The sequence below is a fragment of the Microbacterium sp. PMB16 genome (genome assembly GCF_051294855.1).
GTDB lineage: Bacteria > Actinomycetota > Actinomycetes > Actinomycetales > Microbacteriaceae > Microbacterium.
Genome location: NZ_CP145908.1, coordinates 3,406,174 through 3,418,934 on the forward strand (window position 1 = coordinate 3,406,174; position 12,761 = coordinate 3,418,934).

Genomic DNA, 12,761 nt, shown 5'->3' on the forward strand with positions numbered 1-12,761 from the left:
GTGCGCACACAGAGAACGTCGGGCCACCGCACTCCCAGGCGGCGACCCGACGCTCTCTCGTCGACGATGCTCAGGCCGTGGCGACGCGGCCCCGGGTGGTCGCAGGCTGGGGCTGCGAGAACAGGACGACGACGATCACGGCAGCGCCGACGACGACGTGCGGCAGCCAGACGTTCAGGGCCTCACCCGAGAATCCGAAGATCCACGGGGAGAGAGCGAGGAACAGGCTCGCCACGATGTCGAAGACGAGGTGGACGGGCATCGGGATGAAACCGAAGGGGCCCCACTCGTACTTCGTGAACAGGCTGTAGACGATGAGGCCGACACCGAGCACGATCGGGATGATGACGGCCGGGCCGCCCATGGCGGCGAATCCGAAGAGCCACGGTGCGGCGATGAGTGCCACGCCCACGATGTAGTCGAGGATGCCGTGGACCTTGGTGGGAATGAAACGCATGATTCCTCCTTGTGCTTCGCCGCGGTCGCGGCTCACAGATGATTCGTCGCCCCTCACGAATCGGATTGCCCATGACGGCTCCCGGCCGGGTCCCAGACCACGCTGGTACTGTGGGCGAGTCGGCATCTTGCTGACATCAGGGAAGACTTCTTGTCGACCAACGGGCTCTCAGGGCCATTTCGTTCTCCGTCGCCTCCTCTGTGTTACCCGAGGAGCAGCGCCATGTCTGTATCGTCTTTCCCGTCGTCTTCGAGTAGTTCGCCTGTCCAGGAGTGGGCCGCGCCGTTCCCGCTCCCCCGAGGGACGACTGCCGTCATCTACTGCGAAGGCCAGTTCGGCGAGCAGGATGGCAAGACCGCGAACGGACTCGTCCGGCACTCCGAGAAGTACGAGATCCTCAGCGTCATCGACAGCACGCATGCGGGTGCGGATGCCGGAAAGCTGCTCGACCGCACCCCGAACGGCATCCCCGTGCTGCGTGACCTCGCCTCGGCGATCGCTCATGCCGGCCGCGTCCCCGACTACCTCATCTGCGGCGTGGCGCCGGCCGACGGTCTGCTCTCGGCCGACCAGCGCACAGTGCTGCTCGACGGCATCGCCCGCGGCATGCACATCATCAACGGGCTTCACGAGTTCCTGACCGACGATGCCGAATTCGTCGCAGCGAGTCTCCTCGCCGGTGTCACCATCACCGACATCCGCCGCCCGAAGGACAAGAAGGACCTCCACCTCTTCTCCGGCCGCATCTTCGACGTCGCCTGCCCGCGAATCGCCATTCTCGGCACCGACGGCGCGATCGGAAAGCGCACCACGGCGACGCTGCTCGTGCGGGCCCTCAACGATCACGGCATCCATGCGGTGATGGTCGGCACCGGACAGACCACGATCATCCAGGGCGGCAAGTACGGTGTGGCGCTCGACGCCCTCGTGCCGCAGTTCTGCTCGGGCGAGGTCGAGAACCAGGTCGTCGCCGCGTTCGAGGGCGAGAACCCCGACGTGATCATCGTCGAGGGCCAGGGCGCGCTCAGCCACCCGGCCTACATCACGTCCGCGCACATCCTCCGCGGCAGCCAGCCGGCCGGCGTGATCGTGCAGCACGCCCCGGGACGCGTGAACCTCGGCGACTTCCCGATGGTGAAGATGCCGACCGTCGCGAGCGAGGTGGCGCTGATCGAAGCGTTCGCCGACACCCGCGTCATCGGCATCACCGTCAACCACGAGAACCTGACGGACGATGAGCTCAGCGCGGCCATCGATGATATCGAGCTCGATCTCGGCCTTCCGGCCACCGATCCGCTGACCCGCCCGCTGTCGGACCTCGTCGAGATGGTCCTGCAAGCGTTCCCGGCGCTCAACCCGCTGCAGACCACCCGTAGCGGCGTGTGAGGGCACCCGTCACGCGGTCGTAGAGCCGGCGGTCGAGCACGGCGGCTTCACGGCGCAGTCCGCGCTCGTGCACGCTGTACAGCAGCTCGATGTCGACCCACGACTCGCGACCCTGCGAATCCCACGAACCGGATCCGATCGCGAGGAAATCACGATCGCCATCGTGAGCCTTGCTGGTCATGCGCACCGCGTACACGCGATCTCGCGAAGCGCGGCCGATGACTAGGACGGGGCGGTCCTTTCCGCGCCCGTCGTTCTCCTCGTAGGGCACCCAGGTCCAGACGATCTCCCCGGCGTCCGGGGCACCGTCCGGTTCTGGCGCATACCCGACCTGGAGGTCGTCGATCCGGTCCGGGTCGACCCGGACCGTCGCGGTGCCGACTCCCGAGTCGGAAGCGGCGCCGGAGTGTTCCGCCTCCGATGTCGTGCGCAGACGCGCAACCGGGCGCCTCGGACGATTTGGTGTCCGAGGCGCCCGGTCTGATCCGAGTGCCTTCTGCAGGATCTGCACGAGTGCGGTGAGGATGCCGTTGGTCTTGCTCACACGGTCACCCTAACCGCTGTCACGCATCTGCGAGTGCGTAGCCCTCCTCGCCGTGCACGACCAGGTCGACACCGGCGATCTCGTCTTCGTTCGTGACGCGGAAGCCGATGGTCTTCTCGATCGCGAAGCCGATGATGAAAGCGACAACGAAGGAGTAGATCAGCACACCCAGGGCTGCGATCGCCTGGACAGCGAGCTGGCGGGCGTCGCCGCCGACGAACAGGCCCGTCTCCGACGCGAAGAAGCCGAGGTAGATGGTGCCGAGCAGACCACCGACGAGGTGGATGCCGACCACGTCGAGCGAGTCGTCGAAGCCGAGGCGGAACTTCAGCTCGATCGCCAGGGCGCAGACGATACCGGCGACAGCACCGAGCAGCAGCGCCCAGCCCGGCGTCAGGTTGGCGCATGCCGGGGTGATCGCGACGAGACCGGCGACCGCACCGGAGGCGGCACCCACCGAGGTGGGCTTGCCGTCCTTGATCTTCTCGACCAGGATCCAGCCGAGGATGGCCGCGGCCGTCGCACCGAGGGTGTTCAGACCGATGAGGCCGACACCGCCCATGTCCTCTGCGAGCCACTCGGCGCCGGCGTTGAAGCCGAACCAGCCGAACCACAGCAGCGCGGCGCCGAGCAGCGTCAGCGGCACGTTGTGCGGCTTGAGGATGCCCTTCTGGAAACCGATTCGCTTTCCGAGCACGAGCGCGAGGGCCAGTGCCGCAGCACCCGCGTTGATGTGCACGGCGGTACCACCGGCGTAGTCGATGACGCCGATGCCGCTCTCTTCACCGAAGAGAGTGGTGCCGAGGTTCATGATCCAGCCGCCGCCCCACACCCACGCGGCGACCGGGAAGTAGCCGACCGTGGCGAAGACACCGGCGAAGATCAGCCAGCTGCCGAACTTCGCGCGGTCGGCGATGGCGCCGGAGATCAGGGCGACCGTGATGATCGCGAAGGTGGCGCCGTAGGCGACACCGAGCAGTGCGACGTTCGATCCCTCACCGGAGGCGAGGGACGCCAGGCCGAAGTCGGCGAACGGGTTGCCGGCGAAGGCGGTCGGGCTGTCGACGGCGCTCATCGAGAAGCCGAAGAGAATCCACAGCACGGCGACAAGGCCGATCGAGCCGAAGCTCATCATCATCATGCTGACGACGCTCTTCGCCTTGACGAGACCGCCATAGAAGAAGGCGACGCCAGGCGTCATGAGCAGGACCAGCGCAGTCGCGGTGATCGCCCACGAGATGTTGCCGGGAGCATCCATAGGAAAACCTCACATCCGAAGTAATTGAGAGCTTCAGTGTGACGACGCGCCGTTTCGCGCAGGCGTGAGGTTTGTTTCCCCGCTGTTACAGCGTGGCTCCGTGTGTGAACATCGTGTTACGCGGACCTGCAGGCTCACGCAGAATGCGTGAGGGCATTCAGCCGGGAGATGGCGCGCAGATACTTCTTGCGGTATCCGCCGGCGAGCATCTCGTCGGAGAACACCGAGTCGAGACCGACGCCGGTCGCGACGATCGGGATCTGCGCGTCGTACACGCGGTCGACGAAGGCGACGAACCGGAGCGCCTCCGACTGATCGGTCAGCTGCCGCACGCCGCGGAGCCCCACCTGCCCGAGCCCGTCGATGAGACGGATGTAGCGCGACGGATGCACTTGCGCCAGGTGACGGATCAGCTCGTCGAACCGATCGTCGGATGCTGCGCCCGAGCCGCCCGCTGCGCTCGTCGCCGCCTGGTAGGCGTCCTCGCCGAGGACGACCGCATGGCCGTCCAGTGCGCGCTGCCGGAAGTCCACGCCGTCGATGCGGATCGTCTGGAAGCTGTCGGACATCGCATGGATCTCGCGGAGGAAGTCCTGGGCGGCGAAGCGCCCCTCTCCGAGAGCGTTCGGCGGCGTGTTGGAGGTCGCCGCCAGCTTCGTGCCCGTGGGGACGAGCTCTCCCAGCAGACGGGTCATCACCATGGTGTCGCCCGGGTCGTCGAGCTCGAACTCGTCGATGCAGAGCAGGTCGGCGCCCTTGAGCAGGTCGACCGTGTTCTTGTATCCGAGCGCCCCCACCAGTGCGGTGTACTCGATGAACGAGCCGAAGTACTTCCGACGGGCCGGCATCGCGTGATAGATCGAGGCGAGCAGGTGGGTCTTGCCCACACCGAATCCACCGTCGAGGTAGACGCCCGGCTTGACCTCGGGCTCCTTCTTCGCGCGGCTGAAGAAGCCGCCGCGCTTGACCGGCGCCCCGCGGCCCGCGAATCGGATCAGTGTCTCCTTCGCCTCCTCCTGCGAGGGGAACGAGGGGTCGGCGCGATAGCTGTCGAACGTCGCGGTGTCGAACTGCGGCGGCGGCACCAGGCTCGCGAGCATCTCGGGTCCGGTCACGGTGGGCTGGCGATCGGTCAGATGCACCGAGCCCGTGCTGCTGGTCGTGTCGGTCATCTCTGTCCTGAATAAGGTGCCGGCCTGTGTCGAAGTCTTACGAATCGGGCGCAGGGCGCACTGCGGGGATCTATCGTCGAAGGGACGGCTCCACATTACGCCGTCCGCAACCCCACCCTCGTCCGCTCAATGCTTCGGAGAACCCATGGCCATCGAGTTCGATTCCTCCTCCCCCAAGTTCGCCGAGTACGCCGAACCCGGCCGTCTGGTGACCACCGAGTGGCTCGCGGAGCGTCTCGGCGCGCCGGGGCTCGTCGTCGTCGAGTCCGACGAGGACGTGCTCCTCTACGAGACGGGTCACATCCCGGGGGCCGTGAAGGTCGACTGGCACACCGAGCTCAACGACCCGGTGGTCCGCGACTACGTCGACGGCGCGGGCTTCGCTGCGCTCCTCAGCCGCAAGGGCATCTCGCGCGACGACACCGTGGTGATCTACGGCGACAAGAACAACTGGTGGGCGGCCTACGCACTCTGGGTCTTCTCCCTGTTCGGTCATGAAGACGTGCGTCTCCTCGACGGCGGCCGCGACCGCTGGGTCTCCGAGGGCCGCGAGATCACCCGCGATGCCACGACACGCCCCGCGACCGAGTACCCGGTCGTCGAGCGCGACGACTCGGTGATCCGCGCCTACAAGGAAGACGTCCTCACCCACATCGGCAACCCGCTGATCGACGTACGCTCTCCCGAGGAGTACAGCGGTGAGCGCACCACGGCTCCCGCGTACCCCGAGGAAGGCGCGCTGCGCGCCGGGCACATCCCCACCGCGCAGAGCGTGCCGTGGGCGAAGGCCGTCGCCGAGGACGGCGGCTTCAAGAGCCGCGCCGACCTCGATGCCATCTACCGCGAGGGAGCCGGGCTCCAGGACGGCGACGACGTCGTCGCCTACTGCCGCATCGGTGAGCGCTCGAGCCACACCTGGTTCGTGCTCAAGCACCTGCTCGGATTCGAGAACGTGCGCAACTACGACGGATCCTGGACCGAGTGGGGCAGCGCAGTGCGCGTTCCGATCGTGACGGGCTCCGAGCCCGGCTCGCTCTGATCGTGGGAGGATGTCAGGGATGAGCACCACCGACGTTCCTGACATCCTCGCCGATATCCGCGACGGTTTCCTGGAGACCCCGGAGTCCGATCGGCTTCTGCTGCTGCTCGAGTACTCGGATGAGCTTCCCCCGTCTCGGACGAGGTCGCGAACCACCCCGAGATGTGCGAGCGCGTCGCCGAATGCCAGTCGCCCGTGTACATCTACGTCGAGGTGAATGACGGGATCGTCACCATGCACGCGACGGCGCCCGAGGAGGCTCCGACGACGCGCGGCTTCGCCAGCATCCTCGTGCAGGGGATCACCGGGCTCACGCCCGACGAGGTCCTCGCCATCCCCGACGACTACCCGCAGTCGATCGGGCTCACCAAGGCGGTCTCGCCGCTGCGGATCGGTGGGATGACCGGGATGCTGATGCGCGCCAAGAAGCAGGTCACGCAGAAGCGCTGAACCCGCGGGCGTCCAGCCACCCTGTGATGGCCTCGCTCCACCCGGTCTGGTCGTAGTTCCAGATCTTCGTGTGGCGCGCCACCGCGAACTCCGGCATGGTCACGAGATCCGGGCGCGCATCGTGCAGGGCGAGCGAGGAGTCGATCGGCACGAACCCGTCGTCGGCACTGTGCAGGATCAGGATGGGGACGGACAGCTCTGCCGCGCGGGCGACCATGTCGAGCCGGTCGAAGGAGATCGCATCGTCCGCTCCGCTCAAACGGGCCGTCAGCGGCCGCTCGAGGGCACTCATCGCAAGGTCGGGCAGCGGCGCCCTGACGCGGGCGATCCGCGCCTGGTACCGCAGAACGGTGCGCCAGTCCACGACCGGCGACTCGAGGATGAGACCGACGATGCGGTCGCGGTGCCCCGAGTTGACGGCGGTCTGCAGCGAGACGGCGCCGCCCATCGACCAGCCCATCAGGATCACGTTCTCCGCGCCGTGCCGCAATGCGTAGGCGATGGCCGCGTCCACATCCCGCCACTCCGACGCCCCGAGCGCGTAGGCGCCCGCACGGCTGCGCGGAGCTTCGGAGTCGTTGCGGTAGGAGACGACCAGGTTCGGCAGGCCGGCGGCGTGGAGCACCGGAACGGCCCGCAGGCACTCGACGCGCGTGGCACCGCGCCCGTGCACCTGGATCACCCACGTCGACGACGCCCCGGGGAAGTACCAGGCCGGGCAGGGGCCCGACGGCGAGCCGATGAGCACATTCTGCCAAGACAGGTGGAGCTCGCTCGGCGCGGAGTAGTAGTACCCGCTGAAGGCTGCGCCGCGGTCCACCCGAGCACCCGGTTCGATCTGGGTCAGGAGTTTGCGGCGGACGCTCACCGAATCGGCGCTGAGCACGGCGCCGAGCTTGACGTAACCGTAGGTTCCCGTCGTGAACAGTCCATAGCGCCCCGGCAGTTCCGTGTCGGCCGTACGGGTGAGTTCGATCGTCTGGGCACCGGTGTCGACCGCGAGGATCTCGGTGTCGACGCCTCGTCGCATCGGGGTGACCACGCGTCGTGCGACGCCGAAGACAAGGAAAGCCATCGTCGCCCCCAACGCGAGCAGCGCAGGGACAAGGAGCGCAGCGGCGTGCCTGAGACTCTTCATCGCTTCCTGACTCTAGCCTGTTGCCGTGACCGCACACCCCGATGCCGGGACCCCTTTCGAGAGCGCGACGGCCGAATTACGCGAGACCGCGTTCCGCGACGACATCACGGTGCGCGAGATCGCGACGCCACAGGGCCTCGCCCCCTTCGCCATCGCGCTCGCCGCCGACGTGCGTCCCGACGGCGACGGCGAGTCCGTCTACGGCACCGGACGTTTCGTGCTGCTGCACGATCCGGACGAGCCGGGAGCCTGGGGCGGAGCCTGGCGCATCGTGATCTTCGCGCAGGCTCCACTGGAGAACGACATCGGCACCGATCCCCTACTGGCAGACGTCACGTGGTCCTGGCTGGTCGACGCGCTCGACTCCCGAGACGCGGTCTACCACTCGGCATCCGGCACCTCCACCAAGACGCTGTCGAGGGGATTCGGCGGCCTCGCCGTGGAAGGCGACGGCGCACAGATAGAATTGCGGGCGTCCTGGACTCCGGATGGCCCCTTCCGACCGCACGTCGAAGCATGGGCCGAGCTGGTCGGAATGCTGGCGGGGCTTCCGCCCGGTTCCGAGGGCATCGCCGTGATCGGCGCGCGAAAGGCTGTACGTGACTGAATACTCCGTGATCTCGGATGCTGACGAATTCCGCGCCGCGTGCGCCGGGCTCGCCGCGGGCTCAGGTCCCGTCGCTGTCGACGTCGAGCGCGCATCCGGATTCCGCTATTCGCAGCGTGCGTACCTGGTTCAGGTCTTCCGCCGTGACGCCGGCGTCTTCTTGTTCGATCCGCCGGAGATCGGCGACTTCGCGCCGCTGCAGGACGCGATCGGAGAGCTGGAGTGGGTGCTGCACGCCGCCAGCCAGGACCTGCCGTCACTGCGCGAGCTCCACCTCGAGCCGCCGACGATCTTCGACACCGAGCTGGCCTCACGCCTCCTGGGACACGAGCGCGTCGGTCTCGGCGCCGTCGTCGAAGACACACTGGGGATCATCCTGAAGAAGGAGCACTCGGCGTCGGACTGGTCGACGCGTCCGCTTCCGGACTCCTGGCTGGACTACGCCGCGCTCGACGTGCTGCACCTGATCGATGTCCGCGACGCCCTCGTCGCCGAGCTCGAGGAGCAGGACAAGACGGCGTTCGCGGCGGAGGAGTTCGCGGCGACGCTCTCTCGTGCGCCCAAGCCGCCGCGTGAGGATCCCTGGCGCCGCTTGAGCGGACTGCACCAGGTCCGCGGAGCCCGCAACCTCGCCGTCGCCCGTTCGCTGTGGCAGGCACGGGAGTCGTTCGCACAGGACCAGGACGTCTCTCCCGGCCGGCTCGTCCCCGACCGCTCCCTCGTCGCGGCCGTGATGGCGAACCCGCAGTCCAAGCAGGCTCTGGCGGGCATCAAGGAGTTCCAGGGGCGCGCGAGCCGCACCCAGCTGGACCGGTGGTGGCAGGCGATCGTCGACGGCCGTGCGACGGAAGAGCTCCCGCGCGAACGCGTGCCGAGCGACACGCTTCCTCCTCCTCGGGCGTGGTCGGACCGCAATCCTGAGGCCGATGCCCGACTCAAGGCGGCCCGCCCCGTCGTCGAGGCCGTGGCCGAGGAACTGGGCATGCCCACCGAGAACCTCCTCACGCCGGAGTTCCTGCGCCGCGTGGCCTGGGACGTCCCGGGTGAGACCGCAGAGGACATCGGCGACGCGCTCTCCGTGCTCGGCGCTCGACCCTGGCAGGTTGCACAGACCGCACAGAAGATCGCAGATGCCTTTGTAGATGCGGTGCAATCGCCTGACACCACGCCCGCGGACGCTTCGTAGGTTCGATCCAACCGATTCTTCCCGGTTTCGGCGCCTTCCTAGACTGAGGCGACCGCACAAACTTGGAGGCAGAGTGGCCGAGATCTCGGACGTCTTCTTCGTCGATGGAGTGCGCACCCCCTTCGGGCGCGCCGGCGAAAAGGGCCAGTATTGGAACACCCGCGCAGATGACCTCGCCGTCAAGGCGACCATCGGCCTGATGGAGCGGAACGCCGCCGTCCCAGCCGACCGCATCGACGATGTCGCGATCGCCGCGACGAGCCAGACCGGCGACCAGGGACTGACCCTCGGACGCTCGGTGGCCATCCTCGCCGGACTCCCCCAGACGGTCCCCGGACTCGCTGTCGAGCGCATGTGCGCCGGCGCGATGACCAGCGTGACGACGATGGGCGCATCGATCGGAGTGGGCATGTACGACCTCGCCCTCGCCGGCGGCGTCGAGCACATGGGACACCACCCGATCGGCGGCAACGCCGACCCGAACCCGCGATTCGTCGCCGAGAAGATGGTCGACCCCGGCGCACTGAACATGGGCGTCACGGCCGAGCGCATCTTCGACCGATTCCCGCACCTCACCAAGGAGCGCTCGGACCGGTACGGCATGCTCAGCCAGCACAAGGTGCAGGCCGCGTACGACGCCGGCAAGATCCAGCCCGACCTGGTGTCTGTGGCCATCAAGGGTGCTGACGGCGCCTGGGGTCTCGCCACCGAGGACGAGGGTCGTCGCCCGCAGACGACGATGGAAGACCTGGCCGCTTTGAAGACGCCGTTCCGTCCGCACGGTCGTGTCACCGCCGGCACGTCCTCGCCGCTCACCGACGGCGCGACCATGTCGCTGCTCGCCGGTGGCGGTGCGGTGAAGGAACTCGGTCTCTCGCCGAAGATGCGCATGGTGTCGTTCGCCTTCGCCGGCGTCCAGCCCGAGATCATGGGCATCGGCCCGATCCCGTCGACCGAGAAGGCCCTGCAGAAGGCGGGCCTCACGATCGCCGACATCGGCCTGTTCGAGCTCAACGAGGCGTTCGCGGTCCAGGTGATCTCGCTCCTCGACCACTTCGGCATCGCCGACGACGACCCCCGTGTCAATCAGTGGGGCGGCGCGATCGCACTCGGACACCCGCTCGCCGCATCGGGCGTCCGCCTGATGATCCAGCTCGCGGCGCAGTTCGCGGAACGCCCCGACGTCCGTTACGGCCTGACCGCCATGTGCGTCGGACTCGGCCAGGGCGGCTCGGTCATCTGGGAGAACCCGCACTTCGACGGAAAGAAGAAGAAGTAGTGAGCTACGACGACGTCGACTTCTCGCCCATCCAGGCTCTCACCGAGGGAGAGGTCATCACGCACTCCCCCGTGCGCGACATCCGCCTCGCCTCCGGCAAGGTCCTGGCCCTGATCACGCTCGACAACGGGCGCGATCACAACCGACCCAACACCCTGGGCCCGGCCACGCTCGCCGAGCTCGGCGAGACCCTCGACGGACTTCGCGCACGCGCGGCCTCTGGCGAGATCCAGGCCGTCGGCATCACCGGCAAGCAGTACATCCTCGCCGCCGGCGCGGATCTCTCCGACATCAGCAAGGTCGGCTCCCGTGACAACGCGCGACTCATCGCCCAGCTCGGTCACAAGGTGCTCGGCAAGCTGTCAGAGCTGGGTGTTCCGTCGTTCGCCTTCGTCAACGGCCTCGCGCTCGGTGGCGGCCTGGAGATCGCGCTGAACTCGTCGTACCGGACGGTCGACGCATCCGCTGCCGCCGTCGCACTGCCCGAGGTCTTCCTCGGCATCATCCCGGGGTGGGGCGGCGCCTACCTGCTGCCGAACCTCATCGGCATCGAGAACGCCCTCGAGGTCGTCATCTCGAACCCGCTCAAGCAGAACCGGATGCTGAAGCCGCAGCAGGCGTTCGACCTCGGGATCTTCGACGCGATCTTCCCCGCGGCCACCTACCTCGAGAACTCGCTGGCCTGGGCCGACGCGGTCCTCGGCGGCAAGAAGGTCGAGCGCAAGAACGAGCCGGGCAAGATCGAACGCCTCACCAAGTGGCCGATCGCCATCAAGATGGCTCGCGGGATGCTGGAGTCGAAGATCGGCACCATGCCGAAGTCGCCGTACGCGGCGCTCGACCTGCTCGACAAGGCCAAGAGCGGCACCAAGGCCGAAGGCTTCGCACGCGAAGACGAGGCCCTGGCCGAGCTCGTAACCGGCGACCAGTTCGCCGCGTCGATGTACGCGTTCGATCTCGTGCAGAAGCGCGCGAAGCGTCCCGTCGGAGCTCCCGACAAGGAACTCGCGAAGAAGGTCACCAAGGTCGGCATCATCGGCGCGGGCCTCATGGCGAGCCAGTTCGCTCTGCTGTTCGTGCGCAAGCTGCAGGTGCCGGTGCTGATCACCGACCTCGATCAGGCACGCGTCGACAAGGGCGTGGCGTACATCCATGAGGAGATCGGCAAGCTCGAGGCCAAGGGCCGCCTGGACTCCGACTCGGCGAACAAGCTGCGCGCCCTCGTCACCGGCACGACCGACAAGAGCCTCTACGCAGACTGCGACTTCGTGATCGAGGCCGTGTTCGAAGAGGTCGGTGTGAAGCAGCAGGTGTTCGGCGAGATCGAGAAGATCATCGCCGAAGACGCGATCCTCGCGACGAACACCTCGTCGCTCTCGGTCGAGGAGATCGGCTCGAAACTGGAGCACCCCGAGCGTCTCGTCGGGTTCCACTTCTTCAACCCGGTCGCGGTGATGCCGCTGATCGAGATCGTGAAGACCCCGACGACGGCGGATGCTGCGCTCTCGACCGCATTCGTGGTCGCGAAGAACCTCGGCAAGAACGCGGTGCTCACCGCTGACGCGCCGGGCTTCGTCGTGAACCGACTGCTGGCCAAGGTCATGGGCGAGGCGGCGCGAGCCGTCTACGAGGGCACCCCGATCGCCGACGTCGAGAAGGCCTTCGGTCCACTCGGCCTTCCGATGGGACCGTTCCAGCTGATCGACCTGGTCGGCTGGAAGGTCGCAGCCCACGTACAGGACACGATGGTGCATGCGTTCCCCGACCGCTTCTACGCGAACGAGAACTTCCACGCTCTCGCCGAGCTGGATGCCGTGGTCGAAAAGGACAAGGGCGGCCGCGTCACCGGCTGGACGAAGCAGGCCGAAAAGCTGCTGAAGCCGGTCGTCGGCAAGGCACCGGCATCCGCCTCCACCATTCTGCAGCGCGTGCAGGATGGCCTGGCGACGGAGATCAAGCTGATGCTCGACGAGGGTGTCGTACCCGAGGTCGAGGACATCGACCTGTGCCTCATCCTCGGGGCCGGCTGGCCGTTCATCGATGGCGGCGCATCGCCGTACCTCGACCGAGAGGGCGCCTCGGAGCGGGCGTTCGGCGCATCGTTCCACACCCCGCAGATCCGCGGCATCGAGAGCCGCTGACCGCGAGGCCGCACCGCGAGGCGCCCCGTCCGGATCGTTCGCGATTCGGATGGGGCGCTTCGTCGTGCGCTGGAGGCCGACGGTGTCGAACAGGCTCCACCCCC

11 protein-coding genes and 1 pseudogene are annotated in these 12,761 nt (G+C 67.5%); 7 read left to right on the forward strand and 5 right to left on the reverse strand.

The window, feature by feature from the left end:
- Positions 1-70: 70 nt before the first annotated feature.
- Positions 71-457 (reverse strand): SPW repeat domain-containing protein, encoded by a 387-nt coding sequence (locus V5D55_RS16370; protein WP_435745001.1) that lies wholly within the window; start codon positions 455-457, stop codon positions 71-73.
- Positions 458-679: 222 nt separating this feature from the next.
- Between V5D55_RS16370 and V5D55_RS16375 the strand changes: the two genes are divergently transcribed.
- Positions 680-1,843, forward strand: a complete 1,164-nt coding sequence (locus V5D55_RS16375; protein WP_435745003.1) for a DUF1611 domain-containing protein — start codon at positions 680-682, stop codon at positions 1,841-1,843.
- On the opposite strand, the gene V5D55_RS16380 is transcribed toward V5D55_RS16375, so the two are convergent.
- The 3 genes from V5D55_RS16380 to zapE all read right to left on the reverse strand — a co-directional run bounded on the left by V5D55_RS16380 (position 1,809) and on the right by zapE (position 4,817).
- A complete protein-coding gene (locus tag V5D55_RS16380) occupies positions 1,809-2,387 on the reverse strand; it encodes a type II toxin-antitoxin system PemK/MazF family toxin (protein WP_435745005.1) in 579 nt (192 codons plus the stop codon). The two genes, V5D55_RS16375 and V5D55_RS16380, sit on opposite strands and share 35 nt — an antisense overlap.
- 19 nt (positions 2,388-2,406) lie before the next feature.
- Entirely contained in the window at positions 2,407-3,645 is a 1,239-nt protein-coding gene (locus V5D55_RS16385) for an ammonium transporter (RefSeq protein ID WP_435745007.1), read from the reverse strand.
- Between the two features lie 134 nt (positions 3,646-3,779).
- Positions 3,780-4,817 (reverse strand): cell division protein ZapE, encoded by a 1,038-nt coding sequence (zapE, locus tag V5D55_RS16390; RefSeq protein WP_435745009.1) that lies wholly within the window; start codon positions 4,815-4,817, stop codon positions 3,780-3,782.
- A gap of 145 nt (positions 4,818-4,962) precedes the next feature.
- Here zapE and V5D55_RS16395 point away from each other — a divergent pair, with 145 nt between their 5' ends.
- Both V5D55_RS16395 and V5D55_RS16400 read left to right on the forward strand, forming a co-directional pair.
- Positions 4,963-5,856 (forward strand): sulfurtransferase, encoded by an 894-nt coding sequence (locus V5D55_RS16395; protein ID WP_435745012.1) that lies wholly within the window; start codon positions 4,963-4,965, stop codon positions 5,854-5,856.
- A 19-nt stretch (positions 5,857-5,875) separates the two neighbouring features.
- Positions 5,876-6,306: pseudogene (locus V5D55_RS16400) on the forward strand (SufE family protein).
- Here the strand turns inward: V5D55_RS16400 and V5D55_RS16405 are convergent.
- Positions 6,290-7,444, reverse strand: coding sequence for an alpha/beta hydrolase family protein (locus tag V5D55_RS16405; protein ID WP_435745014.1), 1,155 nt, complete (start codon positions 7,442-7,444; stop codon positions 6,290-6,292). The pseudogene V5D55_RS16400 and the gene V5D55_RS16405 overlap by 17 nt on opposite strands.
- A 25-nt stretch (positions 7,445-7,469) precedes the next feature.
- Between V5D55_RS16405 and V5D55_RS16410 the strand changes: the two genes are divergently transcribed.
- The 4 genes from V5D55_RS16410 (at position 7,470) to V5D55_RS16425 (ending at position 12,657) form a co-directional block, all read left to right on the forward strand.
- Complete coding sequence (locus V5D55_RS16410; RefSeq protein WP_435745016.1) at positions 7,470-8,051, forward strand: DUF3000 domain-containing protein; 582 nt, start codon at positions 7,470-7,472, stop codon at positions 8,049-8,051.
- Positions 8,044-9,237, forward strand: a complete 1,194-nt coding sequence (locus tag V5D55_RS16415) for an HRDC domain-containing protein (RefSeq protein WP_435745018.1) — start codon at positions 8,044-8,046, stop codon at positions 9,235-9,237. The genes V5D55_RS16410 and V5D55_RS16415 overlap by 8 nt, the downstream gene beginning before the upstream one ends.
- 73 nt (positions 9,238-9,310) lie before the next feature.
- Complete coding sequence (locus tag V5D55_RS16420) at positions 9,311-10,516, forward strand: thiolase family protein (RefSeq protein WP_435745021.1); 1,206 nt, start codon at positions 9,311-9,313, stop codon at positions 10,514-10,516.
- A complete protein-coding gene (locus V5D55_RS16425; protein WP_435745023.1) occupies positions 10,516-12,657 on the forward strand; it encodes a 3-hydroxyacyl-CoA dehydrogenase NAD-binding domain-containing protein in 2,142 nt (713 codons plus the stop codon). Before V5D55_RS16420 ends, V5D55_RS16425 begins: the two co-directional genes overlap by 1 nt.
- Positions 12,658-12,761 lie beyond the last annotated feature (104 nt).

What these genes read in the sequence shown, in the direction of transcription:
- V5D55_RS16370 (WP_435745001.1), bottom strand. Translation starts at nt 457, where the DNA reads ATGCGTTTCATTCCCACCAAGGTCCACGGCATCCTCGACTACATCGTG.
- V5D55_RS16375 (WP_435745003.1), top strand. Translation starts at nt 680, where the DNA reads ATGTCTGTATCGTCTTTCCCGTCGTCTTCGAGTAGTTCGCCTGTCCAG.
- V5D55_RS16385 (WP_435745007.1), bottom strand. Translation starts at nt 3,645, where the DNA reads ATGGATGCTCCCGGCAACATCTCGTGGGCGATCACCGCGACTGCGCTG.
- zapE (WP_435745009.1), bottom strand. Translation starts at nt 4,817, where the DNA reads ATGACCGACACGACCAGCAGCACGGGCTCGGTGCATCTGACCGATCGC.
- V5D55_RS16395 (WP_435745012.1), top strand. Translation starts at nt 4,963, where the DNA reads ATGGCCATCGAGTTCGATTCCTCCTCCCCCAAGTTCGCCGAGTACGCC.
- V5D55_RS16405 (WP_435745014.1), bottom strand. Translation starts at nt 7,444, where the DNA reads ATGAAGAGTCTCAGGCACGCCGCTGCGCTCCTTGTCCCTGCGCTGCTC.